The organism is Paraburkholderia pallida (assembly GCF_004524855.1).
GTDB lineage: Bacteria > Pseudomonadota > Gammaproteobacteria > Burkholderiales > Burkholderiaceae > Paraburkholderia > Paraburkholderia oxyphila.
The window spans coordinates 1,315,659-1,341,881 of record NZ_CP038151.1 but is presented as its reverse complement, the minus strand read 5'-3'; the positions used below and the strand labels follow the sequence as shown (position 1 = coordinate 1,341,881).

Sequence of the window (26,223 nt, the reverse complement as noted above, 5' to 3'; positions counted from 1 at the left end):
GCTCCATGACCGTTACGAATCGGCAATCGGGAACGAACGTTCACGAAGTGGCGGACGGGATCTATCGCATCAACACCCCCGTTCAGATTGTGGGCGCGCAGGGCTTCTCGTTTAACCAATACCTCATACTCGACGATCAGCCGCTGCTGTTCCACACGGGGCCGCGCAGGATGTTCCCGCTGGTGCGTGAAGCGGCCGCAAGCGTATTGCCGATCGAGAAGCTACGCTATATCGCCTTTTCTCATGTCGAGGCCGACGAGTGCGGCTCGCTCAACGAATGGCTGGCGGCCGCACCGCAGTCTTCGCCGCTGTGCGGCGCGGTGGCCGCCCTCGTATCGATCGAGGATCTCGCAGACAGGGCGCCCAGGGCACTCGCCGACGGCGAAGCTATTTCGTTAGGATCACGTATCGTTCGCTGGCTCGATACGCCACACCTTCCGCACGCCTGGGAATGCGGAGTCCTTTTTGAAGAGAGCACCGGCACGTTGTTGTGCGGCGATCTCCTTACCCAACCCGGAGCGGACCTGCCGGCGCTGACGGAGTCGGACATTCTGGGCCCCAGCGAGGCATTCCGGCACGCGATGGACTACTACTCCCACACCCGACACGCTGGTCCGCTGCTCGATAAACTGATTGCCACCGCGCCGACCACGCTTGCGTGCATGCACGGCAGCGCATGGCGCGGAGATGGCGCGAAGTTGTTGCGCGAGCTTGCTGGAGCGCTCTCGGGCGCTTAGGCGATTGGCAACGCCCGCCAACGTCGTCAATATGCGAATGTTCGAAGACATTGCGGGCTGGCCAGCATCGCTGATACGTTGCTGGTCATTTTGTTGGCGGGCGCGCAGGCGCTAGAATCTCCCTTTTCGCCGCCCGCCTGGCAGGACCCTCGATGATCAAAAAGGTCGACGCGCCGTTTCAGCAGATCAAAGCCCTCGTTCGCAAGCGCATTCAAACCGGCGACTGGAAGATCGGGGAGCGCATTCCTTCCGAGCTTGATCTCGCCGCCGAGCTTGGCGTCGCACGGATGACCGTGAATCGGGCGCTGCGCGAGTTGACCGACGAAGGCGCGTTGCAACGCATCCTCGGTGTCGGGACCTTCGTTGCCGAGGAAAAGCCGCAATCGAATCTGTTGATGATCGCGCACGTACGGGACGAGATCCACGCGCGCGGGCATCAATATCGCTGCCACGTCATCAGCCAGACGCGCGGGCTCGCGTCGTCCGAGGTCGCGGCTGCGTTTGGCCTGGAGCTCAACGCGCCCGTGTTCCACGTGGTTTGCGTGCATGAGGAGAACGGCCGGCCGATTCAGCTCGAGGAGCGCTATGTGAATCCGACGGCCGCGCCGAATTTCATCGACCAGGACTTCCAGGCCGAGCCCCCGTCCGAGTATCTGTACAACAACGTCTCGCATTACGAGCTCGAGATCGAGCATGTCGTCGACGCGACGATGCCGACTGCCGAGCAGGCGAAACTGCTCGACATGCGCGCCGACGAACCGTGCCTGACGCTCACGCGCCGGACATGGACCAACGGGCTGCCCGTCACGTTCGTGCGCTTCGTGCACCCGGGCAACCGCTATCGGCTCGGCTCGCGCTTCAAGCCCGGCGCAACACGACATCAAATCTGATTCGTAGCGGATTTATCGCCGGCAAGAAAAACGGGCGGCGGCCCATCGGTCCGCCGCCCGCCCGTTGCGCCGCGTTTTCAGAGCGCGTTCACCTGGCCCTCGCTTTCCGACCACAGCACCGGAAACAGCGGATGCTCGAGCGGCACGCCCTCTGGCAACGCTTCGGCGAGGCCGGGGAAATCGGGCGACGTTTTCCAGCGACGCGGCGCATGGCGGATGTCGTCGCCGACGAAGCGGATCGAGAACGCGCGCCGCCGATTGCGTGTGCCGCCCGACGCATGCAGCGTCAGCATGCGGAAGCACACCATGTCGCCCGGCTCCAGCGCCCAATGGCGGATCGGGAATGCATCGCGATTGGCTTCGATGTCCGGAAGATCAGCAAGGCTGCCTTCGGGGAACCACTTCGCCTCTTTGTCCATGAAGGTGCGCGGCATTAGCCACGGGCCGCGATGCGAGCCCGCGACGAATTCGAGCGTCGATTCGAGCGGGACCGGATCGACCGGAATCCACATGCTGACGTTGTCGTCGCCCTCGATGTTGTAGTAAGGCTGGTCCTGATGCCATGGCGTGCGCTGCTGCGTGCCCGGCTCTTTCACGAGAAGGTGGTCGTGATGCAGGCGGACCGTATCGACACCCATCAGCGCGGCCGCGACCGAAGGTGCGGGCGAGCGCGCAATGAACTCGCGATACGCGGCGTTGTGCTCCCAGTTGCAGAAGTCCTCGAAGAACCAGCCCGGATCTTCGGGCCGGCTCGCAACCTTCGAGCGCGCGCTCGGGTGCGCGAGATTGCTGTCGATGCCGGCCTTGAGCGCCTCGATTTCGTCCGCCGAAAAAATGCCCTTGATGCACACGGCACCTTCGGTGCGGAACGCGTGGATGAGCTCGGGCGTGACCGCCTTCTCGACACGTTCACGAATATTCATGGTCATAGTTGCCTTTCCGGTGATTGAATTCATTGCGTTGCGCCGTAAATGTCGAAGTCGAAATATTTCGCCGCAATCTTCTGGTAGGTGCCGTTCGCGCGAATCGCAGCGATTGCGCCGTTCAGGCGATTCTTCAAGTCGGTATCGCCTTTGCGCAGCCCCATTGCGACGCCATGGCCGGTGATGCGCGGATCGGTGACGTCGCCGCCGGCAAATGCGTAGCCCTTGCCGCGCGGGGTGTCCAGGAATGCGTAGCCGGCCTGCGTCTTGTCCTGGAAGGTGGCGTCGAGGCGGCCGTTGACGAGGTCGGCGTAAACCTGATCCTGGTTCTGGTACGTCACGATCGTGACGCCCTTCGGTGCCCATTCGGCCTTCGCGTAGGCTTCCTGGGTCGTGCCCTGGTCGATGCCGATACGCTTGCCGACCAGCGACGCAACGGTCGGCTGCAGCCTGGACCCCACCGGCGCGACGAGCGCACCCGGCGACGAATAGAGCTTGTTCGAGAAGTCGATCTGCTTCAGACGGTCGTCGGTGGCGGTCATGGCCGACATGATCACGTCAAACTTCTTCGCATGCAGCGCGGGAATCATGCCGTCGAAGCCCTGCTCGACCCACACGCATTTCGCGTGAAGCTGTGCGCAGATTGCGTTGCGCAGGTCGATGTCGAAGCCGGCGATCGAACCGTCCGGCTGCTTCGCCTCGAACGGCGGATAGGTGGGGTCGATGCCCCAGCGGATCGTTGAGGTATCCTCAGCAAACGAAACGAGCGGTGCTGCGGCAAGCGAGACTACGAGAAACTTGACGATCCGGTTCATGACTTGTTCCCCTGAATGGGTCGGCGCGACGGGCCAAGGTCCGCGCGGCCGACTGGATGAACTGCGGTAATTGGCGCCGTTGTTGTGCGAGTGGCTTCGCGTTCTCGATGAAGCTGTGACGCAGTCTAGACCACCTAGATTGGCGCGTGCAAGCGAGAACGGTGCGATGAGCTCGAAAGGAGACCCGGAGCGAGCGCTCGGGCGTTAAGAAAGTCGCCATGATCGGCGATAAATGGCTTGAATTATGAGCAATTGTCTTGAAAACGATTCGAGAGGCGAAGGCTTAGGTATTTCCCCTGGCAGGCGCGTGTGGGCCTGGATAAAGGGTTTACACCGATAGGGAGTGCTCTAAATATGTCTATACAACTTGTTGAGCCAGGGAATAGGATCCATACCGCAAAATATGCAGAATTAAGCAGTAGTGCTATCCAGATCGATCGATATTCGATGCGCTGGTCTGGCTCGCGTTTACGGCGGTGCAGGCGGTGTCACGCCGCCATTCTGCGCGTAACATGGGACGTGTTTTCGCAAATTATGGGAGGCGCCATGAAAGCGGTCTGTCCGCTGCACGGGCCAACGACCATCATCGGCACGAATGCGTACGGGTTTCCGGTTTATGCGTGCTGCCGCGACGACGTGCCCAATGTCATGCCCCCGGACGCATGCACGAGAGAGCCAACGCCGCGCGGATCCGAGCCGCCCCGGCCAATCCCGCAGCCCAAGACGCGAAAGGAATGACGCTGACGATCGCCTTGCCGTCTGTTTCCGCCCCTCAATTCATTGGCGAAACCATGATTTTCTGGCGGAATCGAGCGGTCATTTCGTATGGCCGCTCAAGCGCGAGAAATATTCACCATGCATTTTCTCACGCGTATATGTGACCGCCGACAAATCACCGTCACGGCGGCGATCGTTGTTGCGGAAAAAGACAAAGCGCTATTTATGCGCGCGTGCAGCCCGGTATTTCCATAAGGGATAGTGCTCATCGCAACTGCGTCGTATGCTGATGCAAACTAGCTTTTATCCTCCCGTAGAAGCCGTTCGTTATACAACCCAGAAATGTTTGGAGGAGTTATGGCACAGCGCATTGCCTATGTAACTGGTGGAATGGGTGGCATTGGAACCGCAATCTGCCAGCGGCTGCACAGTGACGGCTTTACGGTCGTCGCCGGTTGCGGCCCGAATTCACCACGCCGCGCAAAATGGATCGAGGATCAAAAAGGGCTTGGTTTCAATTTTATCGCTTCTGAGGGTAATGTCGCCGATTGGGAATCTACAGCCAAGGCTTTCGAAAAAGTGACATCGGAGGTCGGCGAAATTGACGTGCTCGTCAACAATGCTGGAATTACGCGAGACGTGGTATTTCGCAAGATGACCCATGAAGAATGGGTTGCCGTGATCGACACCAATCTCACCAGTCTCTTTAACGTGACCAAGCAAGTCATCGACGGCATGGTCAATCGCGGATGGGGGCGCATCATCAACATCTCGTCGGTCAACGGCCAGAAGGGCCAGTTTGGTCAGACGAATTATTCGACAGCCAAAGCCGGTATTCACGGCTTCACGATGGCGCTAGCCCAGGAGGTTGCTACAAAGGGTGTAACGGTCAATACCGTTTCGCCTGGATACATTGGCACAGACATGGTGCGTGCCGTGAAACCCGAAGTGCTGGAGAAAATCGTCGCCAGCATTCCGGTCCGGCGTCTCGGCGAACCGCACGAGATCGCCTCAATCTGCGCATGGCTGGCTTCCGCCGAAGCGGGATTCGCGACCGGCGCTGACTTCTCGCTTAACGGCGGCCTTCACATGAGCTGAGTCGCATTCTTCGTGTGCAGCCGGGCTCGCACCCGGCAAGATCCCTGCCTGGCGGATTACGCCGTGCAGGGATTTTTCATTTTCGGCCAGGCATCGCAATGCGCTCGATATCGACCGCGCGGATCGCGGTTGCGATTCCGGCGATGCGCCAGTTTCAAGGTCTTTCGTTCAAGACCGCGAATACGAGTCCTGACCCGGCGAATGGCCCTGCGTATGGCGCCGATGATGCGGCTTGTGCTTCGGTTTCGATTTGGGCTTCGCTGCCGCATGGGGCGGCGTAGAACTCGCGTGCTCGCGTTGCGGCGTGCTCTGGCCTTCGCCAAAGCCGGACTGGCCTTCGCCGAAGTGATACGTTTGCGAGGTTTGCGCATAACCCGTGGCGGACAGCGACAACGCCATCAGCAACAGGCATTTCGAAAGCTTCATTCGTGCTCCTTTTCCTTGTGTTGAAGGTTCTTGCGATTCAAATTTCCGGCGTGCTCCGCCGCGGCTTTCCTCATTGACCATCGGCTTTGCCCGCGACGATTGCCGACGCCGCCTTCAGGCATTCGATGAAACGCAGCGCGGCCGGCGTCAGCAACGCATTCCGCCGCATCACAATGGCGACCGTCAATGGCGGCAGCGGCTCGACGAGATTCAACGCGATGATCCCGCGCGGCCTGTGCTCGACATCGACGAGCGGACGGGCGAACACGCCGAGCACGTCGGTCTGCGACACGAGCCCGAGCGTTGCGGCAAACGACGGGCAACGGATCACCCGTTTCGGCACATCGATCCCCAACGGAATAAAGATCGAGCGGATCAGATCCTTGCCGTCTTCTCCGTATTGCGGCACGCACCATTGGGCGTCGCCTAGCTCGCGCAGCGAGCGGGCGCTCGCCAGCCGGTGCCGGTCTCTCGCCACGACCACGAACACCGTGCGGAACAACGGGATGCTCGAAAATTCGCCGGTGTCCGGCAACGCGTCCGGCAGCCGGTGCGTGACGATGAAATCGAGCGTGCCATCACGCAGCCGGGCGAGATCGGTTGCGCTCAGCGCGTCGTCGAGGCTCACGGTCGCGCCGGGCAGACTGCGCGTGAAGGCATCGAACGCGCGAGGCAGGATCGTCATCGCAACGGTCGGGCTGACCGCAAGCGACACCGACCCGGTCGTGCCCAGCCGCAATTGCTCGATCTCGTCGCGCGTGCGCTGCATCTCCTCGACGATCAGCCGCGCGCGAATGGCAAAGGCACTGCCGTACTCGGTCAGCGCAATGCCCTTGACGCTGCGCGTGACGAGCGGCGCACCCAGATCGAGCTCGAGCTCGCGCACGATGCTGCTGACCGCCGGCTGCGTGACGCCGAGCGCTCTCGCTGCCCCGCGAATGGTGCGGTGCTCGGCGACAGCGAGAAAGGCGTGGAGTTGCTTGAGTTTCATGAACCGCTGGCGATGCAGGAGGGCGGGATCGTGGGGGGAACGCTGCATGAAAAGCGAAATTTATCATGCGCAAAAAACTTTTGAATTTTCCTTATCGTTCCGGGTAGCTATGCTCGGTGCTTTTCAGGAGCGACCACGATGATCCTCGTTAATCAGCAACGGCTCTGGGATTCGCTGATGGACATGGCCACGATAGGAGCGACCGCGCACGGCGGCAGTTGCCGGCTCGCGTTGACCGATGAGGACGTGCAGGGCCGGCGCCTGTTCATCCGCTGGTGCGAAGAAGCCGGCTGCGAAATCCGCATCGATCCGATCGGCAACGTGTTCGCGCGCCGGCCAGGCACGCAACCGGGCGCGCCGGCCGTGATGTGCGGCAGCCATCTCGACACGCAGCCGCTCGGCGGCCGCTTCGACGGCGTCTACGGCGTGCTCGCCGGCCTCGAGGCCATTCGTGCGATCAATGAGGCCGGCGTCGCCACGCGCCATCCGCTCGAGGTCGTGGCCTGGACCAATGAAGAGGGCTCGCGCTTTACGCCCGGCATGATGGGCTCCGCGGTGTATGCCGGCAAACTCGATCTCGACTACGCCCGCGAGCGGCCGTGCATGCACACGGGCGTGCTGCTCGGGCAGGAGCTCGAGCGCAGCGGCTTTGCCGGCCCCGAGCGCGAGCGGCAGATGCCGAAAGCCTATTTCGAGGCGCATATCGAGCAAGGCCCGGTGCTGGAGCATGCCGGCCTGCCGATCGGTGTCGTGACCGGTGTGCAGGGCATCTACGAACTCGACGTCACGGTGACCGGCTTCGAATCGCATGCGGGCACGACGCCGATGAGCGTGCGCAAGGACGCGATGGGCGCGGCGGCCGCGATGATCGCCGCGATCGTGGAGCACGGCCACGCCTTCGACGCCGATGCGCGCGTGACCGTTGGCCATATCGCGTGCCAGCCGAACTCGCCGAGCACGATACCCGGCAAGGTCCGATTCAGCGTCGACGTGCGCCATCCATCGCAGCCGGCGCTGCAACGGCTCGTTGCTGACATCGAGGCGATCTGTCTGCGGCGCACCGCGCTGCGAGGCGCGAGCGTAGAGGTGCAGACGGTGGCCGAGTACGAGCCGGTGGTGTTCGACGCACAGTGCGTCGCGCGCGTGCGGGAGGCGACGGCCGCCGCCGGCTATCCGTACCTGGAGATGTGCAGCGGCGCGGGCCACGACGCCGTGAACCTCTCGTACGTCGCGCCCGCCGCGATGGTGTTCGTGCCTTGCAAGGCCGGACTCAGCCACAACGAGGCCGAAGACGCCGACCCGGTGCACCTCGCTCAAGGCGCGTCGGTGCTGGCGAATCTGCTGGTCGATTGCGCGCGCTAGCGGTGTGGGCCGTGCAGCGGCTTGCGCGGCATGGGCGCTGCGCTAGCCGGCGGCCGGCCGGCGCCGCAGGCTACCTGGCCTGAGGGCTTGATGCTCAGGACGGGCGCGGCGCTGTCTCGTCGACCGAGCCTATTGTTGCCAGCACGAACTGATAGACGTCCTCGAGCGCGGAGACGATACGCGTGCCCGGCGGCACGCCCTCGAAGGCGTCGGGTGGGCCGATGCAAATCAGCGGCTTTGTAAAGCGCGTCGCCAGCCGGATTTCGTCGAGGGTCCCCTGGTTCCCGGGCAGCGCCACGACCACGTCGCTCGTGAGCACGTTCACGTAATTCCGGTTCAACGCGTCGTCTGGCGCGTCGGCCAGCTTGCGCGGCAGTGGTGTGAGGATCGGCAAGTCGATATACGGATTGGGGTAGCCCTGCAGAGGCACAAAACCGCGCACCGGATGCGCCTCGCTGGGCATGATCCCGATCGATCGCCCCTTGCGGCCGTGCGTAGTCGAGAACGCGCGCGCAGTCGAAAGCATGACGCCAAGCCCCGCGCCCGTCAGCAAATCGAAGCCTTGTTCAGCGATCCATTCGCCGAGCGGCGTCGAAAGCGCTTCCCATTCGACCTTGCCCGAACCCATCACTCCAACGATTGCCACCGAGCTTTCCTCCTCTGATTCACGCTTGCGAGACGCGCTATCGGGCAGCTTGATCGCTGACCGCACCAACGCGCTGCGGCGATTCTCGACGATTCAGCGAGTGATGTCGAACGCCCGGGTGCGCGCAACGAGCGCCGCGGCCAATGGGGCGAAGTGTTGCAACTAACGGTCGAACATCGCAGTTTCATTCGACGTCTGATCGGCGCCGGGACGGCATGCGCGTGGCACCTCGTCTTACAGGAAAAAACCCGTCCTGACGCCTAAACTGATCTATGAGACTAACGCCGCTAATGCGGTGGTTGATCCGGAGCCGGCGGACGCGAGCACGGTGTCGCGCCGGACGATGCGCGAGTGATCGAGGTGAACATCATGACAAGGCGCGGATTGTGCCGGCTGCTGTTCGTACTGGTGGCGCTGTTCATGAGCGTCGCGGCTAGCGCTGGCAGAGGAGGAGGCGGCTGGTATCACGGCGGCGGTGGCGGCTATGGCGGCGGCTGGGGTGGCGTGAGCCACGGCAGCAGTTGGAGCGGTGGCGGCTACGGCGGCGTGAACCACGGCAGCAGCTGGAGCGGCGGCGGGTGGAACGGCGGCTATCACGGCAGCGGCTGGTATCACGGCAGCTATTACCACGGTGGCTACTACCATGGCGGCTACTATCACGGCTGGTATGGCTGCTGCGGGTCCGTGAGCATCGGCTTTTACTTCGGTCCAGGCTTCGTCTACGGCTATCCGTTCTATCCGTATTACTACCCGCCGTACTACGCCAGCATCTACTACCCATACGTGTCAGGCGATCTGCTGCAACCGGCCGAATACGTCGAGCAGGGGCAGGCTCAGGGGCAGACGGGCGTCCCCGATATGGATGACCAGGGCGGCGGCGCGCCGCAACTCGCCTTCTGGTACTACTGCGCGAGTTCGCATGGCTATTACCCGTACGTCCGGTCTTGCTCCAGCGGCTGGCAGAAGGTGCCAGCGCGGCCACCCGACAGTTGAGCGAAGGGTGTGAGTCCGGAAAGCGAGCCGAAGGCTTCACGCAAGAGTGCTCGTAAATCGTTGCGGGGCCGTTCAATCGGCCCCGTCGGCGGCCTGCCGTTGCGTTCTTGTGCAAGAAACCGCTTGACGCGGCGCCGACTACCGCGTACCTTCGTGCACCAAAGTCTCCAAAATGCTCGATTGCTCATCTTTTGCCGCTATCCGCGGCTCTTGTTGACCTCTCCTCTTTTTGATCTTTTAGTCGCCCTTTTCGCAAGGGCGTGCAACTTTATTCGTCTGTTTAAGGAATTACGAGTGGAAACCGGTACTGTCAAGTGGTTCAACGATACCAAGGGCTTTGGCTTCATTACGCCGGACAAGGGTGGCGACGACCTGTTCGCACACTTCTCGGAAGTGCGTGGCACGGGCTTCAAGACGCTTGCTGAAGGCCAGAAGGTCAGCTACGAAACGAAGCGCGGCCCGAAGGGTCTGCAGGCTTCGAACATCACGCCGCAGTAACGCTATCGGATCGCGCCGGCCCGTTGGGGCGGCGCGATTCTCTCGCCTTGCGTGGCGCTCGTTTGCCACGCATGCCAGCGATCTTTTCTTGCTTTCCTGTTCCCGCCGCGCCTGCAGCTTGAAGGTGTGGTGTCTATAGCTCGCCCAGTCTTCGCGCTTGCTGCTCGATATCAGGTTCCCGCCAACCGGCAGCGAATCCGATGTGCTCATCGACAGCGTCGCTCTAGCGCAATCTTCGGGAAGTCTGCAGCCCTGGCGGATCGCCGGGTTTCGACGCCCTGAGCGCCGTTGCTTGCTGGTCCAGGTTCGCACAGATCCTTTTCCGGCGTCTGTATGTAATGCGCCGGTCAACTCTCAACATCACCATACGCGTAAGCGATGCAGTAATCGGCGATGCTCGCCGACGTTTTGCATTTGACGCGACACCACGCTCTCTGGAGGCATCGATTTGGCAAAAGAAGAACTGCTGGAACTCGACGGAGTCGTCGACGAAGTGCTGCCGGACAGCAAATACCGCGTCACGCTCGAAAATGGCGTGATCGTGAATGCGTATGCCTCGGGCCGCATGCGCAAGAATCACATTCGCATTCTTGCCGGTGACCGGGTCACGCTGGAACTGTCGGTCTACGATCTGACGAAAGGGCGCATCAACTTCCGCCACAAAGACGAGCGTGCGCCTACTGGCCAGCCGCGACCGGCTATGCGCCGCCGTTAAGCGCGCCGCGAGCCCACACTCAATCGGTCCCGCGAGGCGGCGTTTTGTGCCGTGCGAGGAACCGGTCGAGTTGGCCCGCAAACGCCTTGCTGTCGCGCGCGCTGAAAGGCGCCGGGCCACCGGTATCAATACCCGCATTGCGCAGTTGATCCATGACGTCGCGCATCGTCAGACGCTCCTGGATATTTTCACGCGTGAACCAGTTGCCACGCGGATCGAGCGCATGCGCGCCCCGCTCCAGTACTGCCGCGGCAAGCGGTATGTCCGCGGTGATCACCAGATCGCCTGACGCGACGAGCTCGACGACGCGGGCATCGGCCGCGTCGAAGCCGGCCGGCACCTGGATCGACTTGATAAAGGGTGACGGCGGCGTGCGCAAATATTGATTGGCCACCAGCGTCACCGTGATTTCGGCACGCTTGGCGGCCCGAAACAAGATGTCCTTGATGACGACAGGACAGGCGTCGGCGTCGACCAGCACTTGCATGAAGGCAATTCCAGCACATTAAAACGCGATCATATACCAAGGTTCGCATTGGTCTTGCTGTGGCCTGGCGTGACGCCATCGAGCGCCACCTCGACGCAAAAGTCATGGATGGCCGTCACCATCTGCTTTAGCCCGGGCTGCTCGAGCGGGTAGTGTCCCGCGTTCTCCAGCATCGTCACCTTGACGGGCACACGCTTGATTCGCCGCAGGAACAATTGGCTCAGATGCAAGGGTGTCCAGCGATCCTGCGCGGGCTGCGTGAGCAAGACAGGACACACATCGAAATCCTCGGGCTCCACGACAGGCCGATAGCCCGTGTAGCTGGCCAGAAAACGCATGGTCACCCACTTTCCCGCCGAGGTCTTGTCCGCCATGCAGGCCTTTAGCGCGGCCGGGTTGTTCACGAGCGTGTGCATCTTGCTCGCCGCCGCCATCGGCATGCGCAGCCCCGCGAGTGGAGTGCGCGCGGTGAGCGCCGCGAGCGGGCCCCCCACGCGGCTCATGAAGCGGTTGTACGCCGTCTCGTCGCGTACCTGCTGGATCCGTTGATCGAGGAACGTCATCCCGACGATGCCCTTGACCTTGCCGTTCTTCGCCGCGACGTGATACGTCTCCATGCCGCCCGCGCTCAGTCCGTAGAGCACGATGGGGCGGTTGTCCCGCGCCAGTTCCGCGTCGATGAGGTCGCTGCCGGCCTGCACCCAGTCGTCGTAGAGGATGGGCTTGCCGCGGCGAACCTGGGTCAGGCCGTATTCCGGCATGTCGATCGCGATGGTTTCGAAGCCTCGGCGGGCAAGCGGCGCGCCGAGGATCGTCGACATCTGCCGGCCGTTCGTCCCCACCCCGTGGAAAAGAATCACCTTCAGCGGCGCACGCGCATTGCGATAGCAATCGAGGTGGACGCGGTGACCGTTCCATGACCACCATTCTTCTTGCGGCACCTGCGCCGGGCTTAACTGAAAGTCGACGGGGAGAAAGCTTTGAATCTGTCTCCAGCTTTCTTGCTGCGCATAGGTCGTCATTCGAAATCTCTCTTTGGTGCAAAGGCGGTGAGCATGGGCGCGCCGGTGGCGTGGTCGTGGGATGAGTGGCGTTGATCGGCGACACCCCAGGCAACGCCCGCGTGTTGCGCCGCAAATTCCGCGAGCGTGCACAACGCGGCTCGCGCCGAGCGCAAATAGAACGCCTGCAACTGGAACACGTGCCATCGCCCTGTGTGGACTTCCAGCGTGCAGCGCACGCCGCATGCGTTCGCGTGCTCGGCCAGCCGCAGCGAATCGGATAGCAGCACTTCCTGATCGCCCACCTGGATCAACATGGGCGGCAGGTCGCGCAGATTGGTGTCGAGCGGTCCGTGCGAGGCGGCGGGTTTTTCCCCGTGATACCAGCGCAGGCCTTGCTCCAGCCAGCCGCGCCGGATCATCGGATCGGCGTTGGCACGCGTCGAGAGCGTGGCGCCGCTTAGCGTCGCGTCGGTGACCGGCGAGATCAGCATGAGCGCGGCCGGCATGCGCTCGCCGCGGCCGCGCAGCGCGATCGCAAGGCTCAACGCGAGCGCGCCGCCCGCCGAATCGCCGGCCACGACGATGCGCTCCGGCGCATGGCCTTGCGCGCGCAACGCCGCATACGCGGCCAGCGCGTCGTCGAGCGCCGCCGGGTGGGGGTGTTCGGGCGCAAGCCGGTAGTCGGGCACCCAGACCTCCATGCCCGATTCGCGGGCTAGCCGCGTCGTCACGCTGCGGTGCGTGCCGGGGCTGCCGAGGCAGAACGCGCCGCCGTGCAGGTAGAGGATCGCGCCGCCGGTGTCGCCGCGTCTGGGCGCGACGACTTCGGTGGGGACGCCGCCCGCCGGCCTGCGATAGCGAATCACGCCGCCCACGCCGGGCATCAGCGGCGACATGAGCCCGACGACGCGCCGCTGCACGCTGGCGCCGAACGGCGGGCCGATCAGCGAGCGGAAGCCGACCCGCAAGAAACTGCGCAGGAAGGCCGCATTGAGTGCTTCCAGTGTGCCGGCGGGCTCGGCGATCGTGACGCCGCCCGCCTGCCCGGCAACGCCCGGCAACACGGTGCTCAGCCGGTAGGCGGCGAGCCCGGAAAAGCGCGTGAGCCAGCGGTAGGTGAGCGTGAAGCCCGGCCAGTTGGTGCTGTTGTGTCCCGACGCATCGACATACCAGCTCTTGCAGCTGCTCCATACCGAGCCCGCGAGGCGCTGCTGGACGCGCTCGTTGAAGCGCCGGTAGCGGCGCGGGTCGACGTCGATCGCGCTCGCGCCGGCGCGCCGCATCGCGCGCACGCAGCGCATGACATGCGCGATCTGGCTTTCGAGCATATAGACGATCGAGTTGTGGCCGAGGTTCGTGTTCGGGCCATAGAGCGTGAAGAAGTTAGGAAAGCCAGGCACCGTGAGGCCGAGCCAGGCCTGCGCGCCGCGCCGCCACGCATCGTTCAGGTCGCGGCCGTTACGGCCCGTGATACGCATCGGCGAGAGAAACTCGGTCGCCGCAAATCCGGTCCCGTAGACGATCGCGTCCACGGCGTGATGCGTGCCGTCCACGGTTTCGATACCGCGCTCGGTCACGCGCCGGACGCCTTGCGTGACGAGTTCGACGTTGTGCTTGCTCAGTGCGGTCAGATAGTCGCTCGACAACAGGATGCGCTTGCAGCCGATCGGGTAGTCGGGCGTGAGCCGCTCGCGCAGCGCCGCGTCGGGCACCTGTTGCGCGAGCAGCTTGCGGAACGGGCGGCCCACCGCGAATTTCATGATTCCGCTCAGGCGCGTGAGCGCGACCGCGCGCGATTCGTAGCGCACATAGATTGCCGCGCGATGGAGTTTCACCGTCCACGGCAATTCGCGGAACAGTGCGCGTTGCCACGGCCGGTACGCGCGGTCGGGGCGCGGCATCAGGTAGGCGGGCGAGCGCTGGAACACCGTGAGCGACCGCACGGTATCGGCGATTGCGGGCACGAACTGGATTGCGGACGCGCCGGTGCCGACTACCGCGACGCGCTTGCCGGCGAGCGGATACTCGTGATCCCAGTGGGCCGAATGGAACGCGCGGCCGCGGAACGTCTCCATGCCGGGCAGCTTCGGCAACGCCGGCCGACTCAACTGGCCCGTGCCGCTGATCAATAACTGCGCGCTCAGCGTCGAGCCGTCCTTCAACGTCACGCGCCATAACGCGTGAGGCTCGTCGTAGCGCGCATGCGCGACTTCCGCCTGAAAGCGCAGATGCGGCGCCAGTCCATACTTGGCCGCGCAACGGCGCAGGTACGCGTAAATCTCCGGCTGCCGTGCGAACGTTCGCGACCACTCGGGATTCGGTTCGAAGGAGAACGAATAAAGATGCGAGGGCACGTCGCACGCGGCGCCGGGATAGCTGTTGTCCCGCCAGACGCCGCCAACGTCATGCGAGCGCTCCAGAATCACGAAGTCTTCGATGCCGGCGCGCTTGAGCGCGATGGCCATGCCGATGCCGGCAAAGCCCGCACCGATGACGATGGCGCTCAGCGGCCTGGCGCTCGCTTCGAGTGCGGTGGATTCAGGCGATTGCATGGCGAGCCTCTACAGTGCGTGCTTGTGGTGCGTAGTTGGCGTGCGGTTCAACGTGCGGTTCCGCTTGTGCATCGTTATGCGGTTGCGCGGCCACGCGGCTGACGCCGCGTATCAGATCGACCGCTTTCTCGGCGATCATGATCGTCGGCGCATTGGTGTTGCCGCCGATCAGCGTCGGCATCACGGAAGCATCGACGATGCGCAGTCCCTGCACGCCGCGCACGCGCAATTGCGGATCGACGACGGCGAGCGCGTCGTGCCCCATCCGGCATGTGCCCACCGGGTGATAGACGGTGTCGGTGCGTTGGCGCAGCACGTCGCGGATCTGGTCGTCGGTGTTCACGTGCGCCGTGAACATGTCGCGCGTGATCCACCGCGCGAGCGCGGGGGCCTGCATCAGGCGGCGCGTGAGCTTGAAGCCGGCGACCATGTCTTCGAGATCGCGCGCATCGGCGAAGAAGGCCGGGTCGATGCGCGGCGCGTCGAGCGGATTGGCGCTGCGCAGCGTGACGGAACCGCGGCTGCGCGGGCGCAGCAGGCACACGTGGCACGACAGCCCATGACCGAGGTGGAAGCGGCGCGCGTGATCGTCCACGAGCGCGACGACGAAATGCAGCTGGATGTCCGGCGCGTCCAACTCGGGACGCGTCTTCAGGAAGCCGCCGCCTTCCGCGAAGTTCGACGTCAGCATGCCGCGCCGTTCGCGGCGAAAGCGCGCCAGTTCGAGCAACATGCGCAATCCGCCGCGCAGTGAGACGCCCATGGTGTCCGTGCTGCGCGCGCGGTAGCCGAAGATGAAGTCGGGATGATCCTGCAAATTGCGGCCGACGCCGGGCAGATCGAGCCGCGCATGGATGCCGAGGCGTTCGAGCTCGCGTGCCGGACCGATGCCCGAGAGCATGAGCAGTTGCGGCGTCTGCAGCGCACCCGCTGCGAGCACGACCTCGCGCCGGACGCGCAGCGTGCGGACCTCGCCGTGCTGCTTCACCTCCACGCCCACCGCGCGTGTGCCGTCGAACACGATGCGCAGCACTTGCGCGTGGGTCTCGACCGTGAGATTGTCGCGCCGGCCAAGATGCGGCAGCAGATACGCGCGCGCGGCGCTCCAGCGTTCGCCGTGCTTCTGCGTGACCTGATAGATGCCGATGCCTTCCTGCTGCGCGCCGTTGAAATCGTCGGTCAGCGGCAGTCCCGCCTGAAGCGCCGCTTCGCGGTAGCGCGCGTGAAACGGATTGCCGGTGCGCAGGTCGCTGACCCACAGCGGACCGTCGCGTCCGTGCCAGGCGTCGTCGAATCGTTCGTTATGCTCACTGAGCCTGAAGTACGGCAGCACGTCGTCCCACGCCCAGCCTTCATTGCCGAGCGCGGCCCAGCCGTCGTAGTCGCTGCGGTGGCCGCGGATGTAGACCATCGCGTTGATCGCCGACGAGCCGCCGAGCGTCTTGCCGCGCGGCTGGTACCCCGTGCGTCCGCCCAGTCCCGCTTGCGGCGCGGTGTCGAACGCCCAGTTGTTGATGCGGGTTGGCATCATCGCCACCGCGCCCGTTGGCGTGTTGACGAGCGTGCCGTCGCCGCGTCCGCCGGCTTCGAGCGCGCAGACGGTGAGGTTCGGGTCTTCGCTCAGGCGTCCCGCGATCACGCAGCCGCCCGAGCCGCCGCCCACGACGATGTAGTCGAAAACTTGGCTCATGGAATCGCCTCAGGAAGTGCGGGGTTCAGGCGATGCGTTGGGGCTCATTGGCATAGGTCTCCTCCGTGCTTTCGATGGAGTCGTTCGAACGACGACTGACTGGCACCGATAGTGCGTGCTGCATGGGAAAACACCAATGCTGCGATGGGACAATTGTTTTAGTATTTGGGCCAAACGGACGGATTGAGGGTTTCTCCGCATGAGCTTCTGGGATTTCACCCGGAGTCCGGCCAGCGCCCGGCTGCTGGTCGATTTCGGCGACGAGCGCGGCCTGGCGCAAGCGAAGCTGCTCGCGGGCACGGGCTTGTCGGCCGCGCAGATCGACGATCCGAACACCGAGGTGACGGCGGCCCAGGAGCTGCGGCTCTACGACAACCTGCTGCGGCTGCTCGGCTATCCGCCCGGACTCGGCCTCGAGCTTGGCGGGCGCTACCACTTCTCGACGTACGGCGTGTGGGGCTACGGCCTGATTGCGAGTGCCACGGGGCGCGATGCGCTCGCGCTGGCCTTGCGCTTCCTGCCGCTCACCCATGCGTTCAGCGTGATCACGTACCGGGAGACCGGCGATTGCTGCATGCTGAATTTCGGCGCGCCGGAGTTGCCGGACGTGCTGAGCCGGTACTGCGTGGAACGCGACATGGCGGCGGCGGCCGTATTGCTGCGCGAGGTTGGGGCAACGGATTTCGCGCTGACGAGCTTCACGCTGCAAGCGAGCAAGCCACGCGAGAGGCCCGAGGCACGGCTCGACGTTCAGCATCTGCTCGGCGTCGAGCCGGTTTACGGGGCGCGCTCGAACTGCCTTACATTCGAGCGCGCGTGGCTAGACTTCAAGCTGCCGCAAGCCAACGCCACCACCGCGGCCATGTGCGAGCAGATGTGCAAGCAGTTGGTGGAGGCACGGCGCGCGCGCGTGGGCACATCGGCCATGATCCGCCATTATCTGAGCGCGGCGTGGGGCGGCGTGCCGCTTTCGCTCGAAGAGATGGCGCGCATGATGAACACGAGCGCCCGCACGCTCAAGCGCAGGCTGCAGGAGGAAGGCACGACGTTCCGCACCTTGCTCGACGAATCGCGCATCGCGATGGCCGAAACGCTATTGGGCGACGCGCAGTTGACGCTCACGGAGATTGCGGACCGGCTCGGCTACAGCGACCTCTCGAGTTTCTCGCAGGCGTTCAAGCGATGGCATGGCGTGGCGCCGCAAATTTATCGCGCAGGCATGACGCAAGGGCGCAATGAGGCCCGGCAGTAGGGTGGCAATGATTTATGCAGGATACCGAATAGATTCATGGAGACGACCCCGATGAAAGACGATCTTGGCAAAATGGCAGTGGACCTCGAACGCCTGCTCAAGCTGCGCAGCCTGCCGTTCGGGATGATGCTGTGCGAACGGCGCGAGGACATGGAGGCGATTCATCGCATTCGCCGCCCGAAGGCGATCCACACGCTCGACCAGATCGTCGGCCAGGCCGCCCGCCTTGGTTTCACGATCGGTGTAACGGCCGAGGATCTGGTCGGATCGCAATGCCGGTCGGTCGTGGGTCTCGGCAACGCCAAGGATGCCGAATGGCGCTCGGGCCAGCAAATGGCGGGCGTCTGGTATGCGACGCTCGAAGATTCCGCCGCCCATCAAGCGGCCATGGACTGCGTGCCCGACGGAAAGTACGAGGCGCTGGTGGTGTCGCCGCTTGCGGCCGGCCGTATCGACCCGACCATCGCGCTGTTCTACGCAACGCCCGGCGCCATGATTTACTTCATCAACGGCTTGCAATGGTCGGGCTACAAGCGGTTCGACTGGAGCGTGGTGGGAGAATCGTCCTGCGCGGATTCCTGGGGCAGGGCGCTGAAGACCGGTCAGCCGAGCCTTTCGATCCCCTGCTTTGCGGAGCGCCGCTATGGTGGCGTGCTCGACGACGAGATGCTGATGGCACTTCCCCCCGCGATGCTGGCACAGGCCATCGCGGGCATGGAGGCGCTGGCGAAGAACGGCCTTCGGTATCCGTTTGCGCAGTATGGGATCCAGCAGGACGTTCGGGCCGGCATGGAAGTGAGCTACGCAAAGAAATAGGATGAGGGCGCATCAGGCCTTGAAGCGCCAGTATGTGCCTAGCTTGACGTTGATGGCCCTCAGCCTTCAATGGCGGGCTCCCGGCCACCGCTCCTGCCAGCAGCGCAAGCCGAACAGCGGGGCGATGCCATACGCATGATCGAGCAGGTCCGATTGAAGGTTTTCGTAGGGCTCCCAGCGCGTTTCATCCAGATACAGAAAGATCTCCAGCGCGAGTACGGCCTGGCGCGACTGCACCTGGCGGATCACGAGCGGCATGTCGCGGCGGACCGCTGGATGGTCGCGCAAATGCGCAGTCAGGTAGAGCCGGTAAAGGCCGAGATTCGTGCGCCGCTGGGTGTCCTCGGGTGCAAATGCCTCGAGCGGCCTGTGGATGTCGTTGCGCAGCCGCACGAGCAGGGCTTCGTCGGGAAAGCGCACGGTGTCGGCATCGAAATGAATCGCGTGCTTGACGCGCCGGCTGCCCGACTCGGTCATGCCGCGCCAGTTCTTCATGCTATTCGTTAGCAGAACGTAGGTAGGGAGCATGACGATCGAGTTGTCGAAGTTCTGCACCTTGATCGTGTTCAGCGCAATGTCGATCACGGTGCCGTCAGCGATGAAGCCAGGCACTTCGATCCAGTCGCCTACCCGCACCATGTCGTAGACGGTGAGCTGAATGCTGGCGACGAAGCCGAGCAGCGAGTCGCGGAAGATGATGATCAGCAGCGCCGTCATCGCACTGAGGCCGGTGAGGAAGTAGGCGGGCGAGCGCTCCATCAGCACGGAGATCACCGCAATCAGCGCGATCACATAGAGCACGATGGTGGCGATCTGCAGGAAGCTCTTGATCGGCCGCTCGCTGGCGGAGGGGAAGTGGCTATAGCGCTCGCCGACGCTGTCGAGGAGCGCGAGCGCGGCGCGCAGGAGCGTGTACACCATGTAGCAGGCCGCGAGCAGGGCCAGCGGATGCCCGAGCGCCGAAATGAGCGGAAACGTGAGGCCGGTCAGCAGCGGCGCGGCCGCATAGACGATGATCGCGGGCACGAGCGGCGCGAGCCGGTGGAACACCCGGTGGCGCTCGGCGGCGCGCAGCCACTTGCGTTGCTCGTGGCGCGCGAGACGGCCGACGATCGACAGCATGATCGCGCGCGTGGCGAAGTAGCAGATCGTGCTCGCCAGCAGTATCGCGAGCAGGAGGGCGGCGACGAGCAGGACCGCAACGAGCGTGCTGTCGGTGTAGACGTGGAAGTGATGCCAGTCCGGCCCGCCTTCGAAACGCAGCGCCTTGTCGAACATCGATCCCTCCAGTGCCGGCCACCCCGGCTCGACGGGCATGTCCGGTCTGGCGATTGGATCGGCTCTGCGCTGCAGCGCGGGCGCGGCGTCAGTAGCCGCCACGAAGCGCGGCGCCGCGGCGGGTGCGCCCGTGGAGGGCGTCCCGTGCGAGCGCAACCGGACCGGTCGGCAAGCGTATCGCACGAACGCTATTGTAGCGGCGTCACCGGTAGTTATAGGCGTCCGTGCTCTTCGCGCATGTCACGTTTGGGCGCGTCTGACGAGGCGCTCGACGAACCAGTCGCATGCGAGCGCGGTGCGCGCCGCGCTGTGGTTGTAGATCGTGTGCTCGCCGTCGGGCCAGACCTCGAGGGTGGCGTCGCCGGAAGTGGCGGCATCGAGGAACGGCTGCTGATCCTCCAGACAAATGAGCGGATCCGCGCCGCCGTGCAGCACGAGCAGCGGGCAGGCGATACGCTCGCGCTCCGGCACGAACCGCAGACGATCGAAATTCGCCGCGATCGCATCGGGGGCGGTGTTGCCGAGCATGGCGGCGGCTTGCTCGACGAACGTGCGGAACGGCAGCAGCGACGGCGCAGCGAGCGCGCCGTTCACGCAGCACGCCGCGATGCGTGGGTCGGCCGCCGCGGTGGAGGCGGCCCATAGCCCGCCAATGCTGTTTCCCCAGATGCCGACCGGGCCCAGCGATGCGTCGTCCGCAACGTAATCGACGAAGCGCCGGTACGCGGCGGTCACGTCGACGTCGACGAAGATCCGCTGTTCGAGCCGGGTCTCGCCCTGGCCTGGACCTTCGGCGAGCAGCGTGGCGATCCCGCGCGCCGCGAACGCGCGCGCGATCGGCCAGTAGGCGAAGCCCCAGCCGCTCTGCCCGCCGAAGACGATGACCGTGCCGCGCACGGTGCTCGCGCCGGGCCGCACGAGCCAGCCTATCAGGTGCGCGCCGGCGAACGGCAAGGCCACGCGCTCGATGCGCTGCTCCGACCAGCCGGCGAGACGCTGCGCCGCCTCGGTCAGGCGCGCGTAGAGCTGGCGCTTGCGCGGGACGTCGTCGTTGAACGCCATCTGGGCGAATAGCAGGTCGGCGATGCCCATGGCCTGCGCATCGGCCGCCGTCTTCAGATGCCCGGCGGCGGCGGCTTGCGCTGCCCGCGCGAACTGCGCGTCGGCCAATGCCTCGGCTGCGGTGTCCCACGCCTCGCCGGCCGACGTGCGGGCGTGCAGCGCCGTTGCGTCCGCGTAGTCCATGCCGCAGTCGAGCAGCCGGGTGAGCGGCATCGCGCGCTGCAGCGCATGTGTGAAAGGCGACAGTTCCGTCGTCATGGAGAGCTCCTCACTCACGAAATGCGTGCGCCGGACGCGCTTTCCGCCGCCTTGCCCGCGACGGCTTCGTCGCGCCAGTGGAGCTTGTCGCGCAGATCGTCGACGAGTGCGCCCAGGTCGCGCTGCCCGGTGACCGAGCCGAACACGAGAAAGTCAGGACGACTGATGTAAGCCTGCATCCCATACGCGTCCATGAACGCGCGTTGATCGCCGTCGAGATCGACGATGGCGTCACGTGCGGCCGCATCGTCCGAGAGCACCGCGAAGCGGCAGCCGAGCCGCTCGAGGAAGGCGAGCTGGCGCGCGTCGAGATGGTGCGCCGGATGCTCGCGCGCGACGAGCTGGAACCCGTAGCCGACGACGTCGTCGAGCCGGCCCTCGGCCGCGCCGCGTCGCACGCGCCCCTGCGGTGCGGGGACGCCGGTTGAGGGCAGCAGCGTGCCGTCCGCTTCGCAATGCACGATACCGTGCTCGACCTTCGGAAACGGCGGCATGGGCGGCACCTTGCCGGCGCGGAAAGCCGCATCGCGCTCGGCGACCTTGTGCGGATCGTCTTCGTTGACGACCTTGCCGAGGAACAGCGACATCTGCGTGATCGCGTTCACGTGCGGCCGGCGCTCGGCCTCGTAGGTGTCGAGCAAGGCCGGCGCCGCGCGGCCGCTCAAGACCAGATCGAGCTTCCACGCGAGGTTGATGCCGTCGCGCATGCCCGAGCAGGCCCCCTGGCCCATATAAGGCATCATCGTATGCGCCGCGTCGCCCGCGAGCAGCACGCGCTGCTCGCGCCAGTGCGAGGCCATGCGGGTTTCGAAGGTGTAGACGACGTGGCGCAGCATCGTCAGGTCGTCCGGCCCGAGGCCGTAACGCTCCTTGAGCCAGCGCCAGCCGGCGTCTTCTGCTTCCCAATCGGGCGTTGCCTCGTCGGGCAGCACGCGCAATTCGAAGCGCGTGCGCTGCGTGCCGATCGGCATGTGCATATACGCGCGCGCCGGATCGCAGAAGATCGTCGTGCGCGAGTACGCTTCGCCCAGATCGCGCTTGTTCTCCGAATCGAGGTTCAGCCAGCGCTCGTTATGGCCGTAATCGCTGCGTTCGATGCCGAGCGTGCGGCGCACGAAACTGTTCGCGCCGTCCGCACCAATCGCGTACTGGACGTGGAAGGTGCGCGGCGCTTCGGTCCATTGCGCATCCTGCGCGCAGCGCCGCGGATGGGCGGACAGCGTCACGCCATCGCCGTCCTGCTTGAGCATTTCGACTTCCCAGCCGCGCAGGACCGTGACGCCCTTGTAGCCGCTCGCACGCGCTTCGATCGCGTCCTCGATGTCGGGCTGATAGATCGAGATGTGAGCGGGGTAGCCGCAGGCGCGGCCCGTCCAGTTCAGTTCGAGCAGCAGATCGCCCTGGGCGTCGCGATAGTGATAGGTATCGACAGGCTTCGCGTTGCGCAACGCCTGCTCGACGTGACTGCTCGCCTGCACGATGCGGGCCGTTTCGCCGTCGATGTGCGTGAGGCGCGGAAGACCGTACGGGGTGGGCCAACGCTCGATGACCACGACCCGGTAGCCGGCACGGCCGAGCATCGAAGCCGCGACGAGCCCGGTCGGACCATAGCCGACCACCGCAACGTCGTAGTGCTCCGCGGCGCGTTCGCCACCCTGATTCAATTCGGTCGTCATGCTGTGTCTCCTGGTTGATCCTGGTTATTCTCGCCCTGCCTGTTGCGCAGGGCGCATTTCAATCGTTCAACGGTTTTTCAACGCGTGGTGGGCGGCACGCCGTCGAACGCGTCCTGCAGCAGCGCGCGCAATGCCTGCCGCTCGATCGGCCGGGGATTCCAGTACGGATTCGCGGCGGCGATGTCGGCGGCGCGGTCGAGGTCGGCTTCGTTCAGGCCGAGTGTCTTCAGCGCGAGCGGAGCGCCGTTCTGGCGCGCGAGCTCATAGATGCCGCGCGCGGCGTCATCGGTGCCGATTGCGCGGGCGATGCGGCGCATCGCATCGGATGCGTGGGCCGCGTTGTAGGCGAGCGCGTGCGGCAGCACGACGGTATGCGTCTGCGCGTGCGGGAGATTGAAGCTGCCGCCGAGCGTGTGGCACAGCTTGTGATGGAGCGCCATGCCAACGTTGCCGAGCACCGTGCCGCACAGCCAGGCGCCATACAGCGCGTAGCTGCGCGCGGCGAGATCCGTCGCGTCGCGACGCACGCCCGGCAAGCCCTGCGCGAGCGCGCGTATGCCTTCTTCGGCGATCAGGCTCATCACCGGGTTGGCGTCGTTCGCGTAGAGCCCCTCGGCCGCGTGGGCGATGGCATTGATGCCGCTCGTCACCGACAAGTCGACGGGCAGCGTGAGCGTCAGATCGGGATCGTAGATCACCGTCTTCGGCAAGACGCGCGCGTCGGTGCCGGTGCGCTTGAGGCCGGCTTCGGTGAGGCCGTAGATCGGCGTCATTTCGCTGCCGGCATAGGTGGTGGGGATCGCGAGTATGGGCAGACTGCTTTCGAGCGCGATCGCCTTGCCGAGCCCGACCGTGGAGCCGCCGCCCACGGCAATCGCGCAATCGGCGCCGCAGCTTTTGGCGTACGCGAGCGCGTCGCGCGCCACCTCGACCGGCACGTGCATCGTGGCACGATCGTAGATCCCGGCGGCACGGCTCCCGAGGCGCTCGGCGACGGTTTGCGCGAGTGCGCGTTGCTCCGGTGTGCTGAGCACCAGCGCCCGCTTCGCGCCCAGCTCGAGGACTTCTCGCTCGAGGTGGCGCAGGCTGCCCGCCCCGAAGATCACGCGTGCGGGACGCGCCTTGTAAACGAATTCCATACTGGCTTGCATCACTTCTCCGTTACGCCACGACTTTCTTGCCCGATACCTTCCACATGACGATGTCGCGGATCATCTCCCCGGCCCCTTCGGGTTCAGCACGAAGTCGTAGTCGAGCGTGTAAAACGGCACGTCCATCTGCGAGCCATCGGGCGCCGTGCCCGAAGGTTGCTGGACCCACTGCGCCACCAGCGTCGAACGTACGCCGAAAACCGCATCGGAGTCGAGATAGCGGTCGCCGTCGCGGAACACGTGGGTGATCAGCGTTTCGTAGCCCGGCGCCTCGATCATGAAATGCAGATGCGCGGGCCGCCACGGGTGCCGGCCGAGGGCGTCGAGCATCGCGCCGACCGGGCCGTCGTGCGGAATCGGATACGGCTCGGCGAGTATCGAGCGGAACGCGAAGCGTCCGTTGGCGTCGGTGCGCAGCTTGCCGCGTGCGCGATGCGCGTGCGTGCCATCGTCTTCGGGGACCAACTGCACGTCGTAGTGGCCGTCTTCATCGGCTTGCCAGACTTCGAGCAGGGCGTTGGCGAGCGGCTGGCCGTCGAGCGCGCGCACATATCCGCTGACAAAACAAGGCTCGCCGCGCGCACCGTTCGCGATGTCGTCGAACTGGGCGTACTCCGGGCTTCCCTCCACATAGAAAGGACCGAACACCGTTGCTTCGGTGCAGCCCGCCGGCTTCGCGTGGTTCTGCGCGGTGACGAGCGTCGAAAGGCCGAGCACGTCCGAGAGCAGGATGAACTCCTGGCGCTTGTCGTCGGTGATATGGCCCACGGCGGTCAGAAACGCGATCGCCGCCTGCCACTCGGCTTCGGTCAGCTTGGTCTCGCGGGCGAACGAATGGAGGTGCTGCACGAGGCTCGTCATTACTGTCCGCAGCCGTGAGTCACCACATCCGCCTAGCGACGCAATCACTGCCTGGGTGATCGTGTCCTCGTTGAGGTTGCGCATTTCGGTTGTCTCCGGGTGTTGTTTCGTGGATCGTTGCGGTAAGATTAATTCCGTCTTTCGTCGGAAAAAAGACGCGTTTTTGGAGTTTTGTTCTCCGCTGAGCGGCGAAATCGAGTTTATGGACAAGTGGACCCAGATCGAGTTTTTCATTCAGGTGGCTGAGCTTGGCAGCCTCTCGAAGGCCGCCGAGCGCCTCGGCATGTCCAGCGCCGCGGCTAGCCGCTGCCTGAATGCACTGGAGGACCGCCTGAGCGCGCGGCTCGTGGAGCGCACCACGCGGCGCCTGTGGCTGACGGACGCCGGCCACGAGTATCACCGCCGTTGTGTCGCCATCATGGGCGAGATGGCCGAAGCGGACGCCGCCGTCAACGAAGCGTCCGTCAACCCGACCGGCACGCTGCGGGTGACGGCCTCGGTCTCGTTCGCGTCGATTTATATTGCCCCCGCGCTGCCCGAATTTCACAAGCGCTATCCGAACCTCAACGTGCAGATCATTGCGGCGAACCGCTACCCCGATTTCATCGAGGCCGGCATCGACGTGGCGATCCGCACCCGTGAGTACGAAGCGGATTCCAGCATCACGGTGCGCAAGCTCGCCGAGACGCGGCGGGTGCTGGCGGCGTCGCCGGGCTACCTGGCGAGGCGCGGCACGCCCGCAACGCCGGATGCGCTCTGCGAGCACGATCTGCTCGTGTACAACCTCGCCAACGATCCGTACATGCTCCATTTCCGGCGCGGGGAACAGACGGAATCGGTTGCCATCAAGAGCCTGCTCGACGCGAACGAGGGGCAAGTGATCCGCGCGGCGGCGCTCGGCGGCCTCGGCATCCTGATCCAGCCGCTCTACATCATTCATGACGATATCGTCGCGGGCCGGCTCGTTCCCGTTCTGTCCGAGTGGTTGCTGCCGGCGCTCACCATCAATATCGCGTACCAGTGCCGCCGCCATCAGCCGGCGAAGATTCGCGCGTTCACCGACTTTCTGGTCGAGCGCTTCGAGCGCCTAGGGCTGCCGCGAAAATTGAGTGAGATCGCGCCATAACGGCGCGCGGGCGCGCATTCCTCGGATCGTGCGTTCATCGGATCGAGTCATCTGGCGCACGATAAGATTCGGAATGCAGATCAAATCGTCTCATCGCGTCGCCATGCATGACACTTGAGTCACACGTAGCTCCCTCGCGGAACGCTTCGCAGCAGATTCCTCCTCCGCACGAAGAACTCTTCTTCCCGTCAGGTCTTTT

At 64.6% G+C, this 26,223-nt stretch carries 24 protein-coding genes; 10 read left to right on the top strand and 14 right to left on the bottom strand.

All coding sequences use genetic code 11. The annotated features are described in order from the left end of the window. The first annotated feature begins 5 nt into the window (after positions 1 to 5). Together E1956_RS40735 and hutC are read left to right on the top strand one after the other, a co-directional pair. Entirely contained in the window at positions 6 to 737 is a 732-nt protein-coding gene (locus E1956_RS40735; protein ID WP_134758944.1) for an oxygen-binding di-iron domain-containing protein, read from the top strand. A 152-nt stretch (positions 738 to 889) separates the two neighbouring features. Next, positions 890 to 1,627, top strand: a complete 738-nt coding sequence (gene hutC, locus E1956_RS40730) for a histidine utilization repressor (RefSeq protein WP_134758943.1) — start codon at positions 890 to 892, stop codon at positions 1,625 to 1,627. A gap of 77 nt (positions 1,628 to 1,704) precedes the next feature. Here the strand turns inward: hutC and E1956_RS40725 are convergent, their stop codons facing one another. Further along, complete coding sequence (locus E1956_RS40725; protein WP_134758942.1) at positions 1,705 to 2,556, bottom strand: phytanoyl-CoA dioxygenase family protein; 852 nt, start codon at positions 2,554 to 2,556, stop codon at positions 1,705 to 1,707. Between the two features lie 23 nt (positions 2,557 to 2,579). After that, positions 2,580 to 3,365, bottom strand: a complete 786-nt coding sequence (locus E1956_RS40720; RefSeq protein ID WP_134758941.1) for an ABC transporter substrate-binding protein — start codon at positions 3,363 to 3,365, stop codon at positions 2,580 to 2,582. A 1,074-nt stretch (positions 3,366 to 4,439) separates the two neighbouring features. Between E1956_RS40720 and E1956_RS40710 the strand changes: the two genes are divergently transcribed. Then, positions 4,440 to 5,180, top strand: a complete 741-nt coding sequence (locus tag E1956_RS40710; protein WP_134758939.1) for a 3-ketoacyl-ACP reductase — start codon at positions 4,440 to 4,442, stop codon at positions 5,178 to 5,180. A 168-nt stretch (positions 5,181 to 5,348) separates the two neighbouring features. Here the strand turns inward: E1956_RS40710 and E1956_RS40705 are convergent, their stop codons facing one another. Both E1956_RS40705 and E1956_RS40700 read right to left on the bottom strand, forming a co-directional pair. Continuing rightward, the gene (locus E1956_RS40705; RefSeq protein ID WP_134758938.1) at positions 5,349 to 5,606 is read right to left on the bottom strand and encodes a hypothetical protein; all 258 of its coding nucleotides are present in this window, start codon (positions 5,604 to 5,606) and stop codon (positions 5,349 to 5,351) included. Between the two features lie 70 nt (positions 5,607 to 5,676). Then, positions 5,677 to 6,597, bottom strand: a complete 921-nt coding sequence (locus tag E1956_RS40700) for a LysR family transcriptional regulator (protein WP_134758937.1) — start codon at positions 6,595 to 6,597, stop codon at positions 5,677 to 5,679. 138 nt (positions 6,598 to 6,735) lie between these two features. Between E1956_RS40700 and E1956_RS40695 the strand changes: the two genes are divergently transcribed. After that, positions 6,736 to 7,959 (top strand): Zn-dependent hydrolase, encoded by a 1,224-nt coding sequence (locus E1956_RS40695; protein WP_134758936.1) that lies wholly within the window; start codon positions 6,736 to 6,738, stop codon positions 7,957 to 7,959. Between the two features lie 94 nt (positions 7,960 to 8,053). Here the strand turns inward: E1956_RS40695 and E1956_RS40690 are convergent, their stop codons facing one another. Then, complete coding sequence (locus tag E1956_RS40690) at positions 8,054 to 8,605, bottom strand: SLOG cluster 4 domain-containing protein (protein WP_134758935.1); 552 nt, start codon at positions 8,603 to 8,605, stop codon at positions 8,054 to 8,056. 369 nt (positions 8,606 to 8,974) lie between these two features. Here E1956_RS40690 and E1956_RS40685 point away from each other — a divergent pair, with 369 nt between their 5' ends. The 3 genes from E1956_RS40685 (at position 8,975) to infA (ending at position 10,811) form a co-directional block, all read left to right on the top strand. Beyond that, the gene (locus E1956_RS40685) at positions 8,975 to 9,598 is read left to right on the top strand and encodes a hypothetical protein (protein ID WP_134758934.1); all 624 of its coding nucleotides are present in this window, start codon (positions 8,975 to 8,977) and stop codon (positions 9,596 to 9,598) included. 294 nt (positions 9,599 to 9,892) lie between these two features. Then, positions 9,893 to 10,096 carry a cold-shock protein gene (locus E1956_RS40680; protein ID WP_028216504.1) on the top strand — a complete coding sequence of 68 codons (204 nt, stop codon included), beginning with the start codon at positions 9,893 to 9,895 and terminating at the stop codon, positions 10,094 to 10,096. Positions 10,097 to 10,544: 448 nt separating this feature from the next. After that, positions 10,545 to 10,811, top strand: coding sequence for a translation initiation factor IF-1 (infA, locus tag E1956_RS40675; protein WP_028216505.1), 267 nt, complete (start codon positions 10,545 to 10,547; stop codon positions 10,809 to 10,811). Positions 10,812 to 10,830: 19 nt separating this feature from the next. Here the strand turns inward: infA and E1956_RS40670 are convergent, their stop codons facing one another. The 4 genes from E1956_RS40670 to E1956_RS40655 are packed head-to-tail and all read right to left on the bottom strand — an operon-like array spanning position 10,831 to position 16,544. Then, entirely contained in the window at positions 10,831 to 11,298 is a 468-nt protein-coding gene (locus E1956_RS40670; RefSeq protein WP_133198335.1) for a YaiI/YqxD family protein, read from the bottom strand. Between the two features lie 29 nt (positions 11,299 to 11,327). Beyond that, complete coding sequence (locus tag E1956_RS40665) at positions 11,328 to 12,320, bottom strand: alpha/beta hydrolase (protein WP_134758933.1); 993 nt, start codon at positions 12,318 to 12,320, stop codon at positions 11,328 to 11,330. Next, complete coding sequence (locus E1956_RS40660) at positions 12,317 to 14,854, bottom strand: flavin-containing monooxygenase (protein ID WP_134758932.1); 2,538 nt, start codon at positions 14,852 to 14,854, stop codon at positions 12,317 to 12,319. The genes E1956_RS40665 and E1956_RS40660 overlap by 4 nt, the downstream gene beginning before the upstream one ends. Next, entirely contained in the window at positions 14,841 to 16,544 is a 1,704-nt protein-coding gene (locus tag E1956_RS40655; RefSeq protein WP_134758931.1) for a GMC family oxidoreductase, read from the bottom strand. The genes E1956_RS40660 and E1956_RS40655 overlap by 14 nt, the downstream gene beginning before the upstream one ends. 199 nt (positions 16,545 to 16,743) lie before the next feature. On the opposite strand from E1956_RS40655, the gene E1956_RS40650 reads away from it, so the two are divergent. Then, positions 16,744 to 17,796 (top strand): AraC family transcriptional regulator, encoded by a 1,053-nt coding sequence (locus E1956_RS40650; RefSeq protein WP_134758930.1) that lies wholly within the window; start codon positions 16,744 to 16,746, stop codon positions 17,794 to 17,796. A 51-nt stretch (positions 17,797 to 17,847) separates the two neighbouring features. Continuing rightward, positions 17,848 to 18,612: a DUF169 domain-containing protein gene (locus tag E1956_RS40645; RefSeq protein WP_134758929.1), complete on the top strand. Its 765-nt coding sequence runs from the start codon at positions 17,848 to 17,850 to the stop codon at positions 18,610 to 18,612. 66 nt (positions 18,613 to 18,678) lie between these two features. Here the strand turns inward: E1956_RS40645 and E1956_RS40640 are convergent, their stop codons facing one another. From E1956_RS40640 to E1956_RS40620, 5 genes are all read right to left on the bottom strand, one after another. Beyond that, positions 18,679 to 19,992, bottom strand: a complete 1,314-nt coding sequence (locus E1956_RS40640; RefSeq protein ID WP_232072252.1) for a mechanosensitive ion channel family protein — start codon at positions 19,990 to 19,992, stop codon at positions 18,679 to 18,681. Positions 19,993 to 20,130: 138 nt separating this feature from the next. Further along, a complete protein-coding gene (locus tag E1956_RS40635) occupies positions 20,131 to 21,210 on the bottom strand; it encodes an alpha/beta hydrolase family protein (RefSeq protein WP_134758928.1) in 1,080 nt (359 codons plus the stop codon). Positions 21,211 to 21,224: 14 nt separating this feature from the next. Next, positions 21,225 to 22,886: a bifunctional 3-(3-hydroxy-phenyl)propionate/3-hydroxycinnamic acid hydroxylase MhpA gene (gene mhpA, locus E1956_RS40630; RefSeq protein WP_134758927.1), complete on the bottom strand. Its 1,662-nt coding sequence runs from the start codon at positions 22,884 to 22,886 to the stop codon at positions 21,225 to 21,227. Between the two features lie 77 nt (positions 22,887 to 22,963). Next, positions 22,964 to 24,025: a maleylacetate reductase gene (locus tag E1956_RS40625; RefSeq protein WP_134759725.1), complete on the bottom strand. Its 1,062-nt coding sequence runs from the start codon at positions 24,023 to 24,025 to the stop codon at positions 22,964 to 22,966. Between the two features lie 72 nt (positions 24,026 to 24,097). Then, entirely contained in the window at positions 24,098 to 24,982 is an 885-nt protein-coding gene (locus tag E1956_RS40620; RefSeq protein ID WP_134758926.1) for an intradiol ring-cleavage dioxygenase, read from the bottom strand. 118 nt (positions 24,983 to 25,100) lie between these two features. Here E1956_RS40620 and E1956_RS40615 point away from each other — a divergent pair, with 118 nt between their 5' ends. Further along, positions 25,101 to 26,024, top strand: coding sequence for a LysR family transcriptional regulator (locus tag E1956_RS40615; protein ID WP_134758925.1), 924 nt, complete (start codon positions 25,101 to 25,103; stop codon positions 26,022 to 26,024). The last annotated feature ends 199 nt before the right edge of the window (positions 26,025 to 26,223 follow it).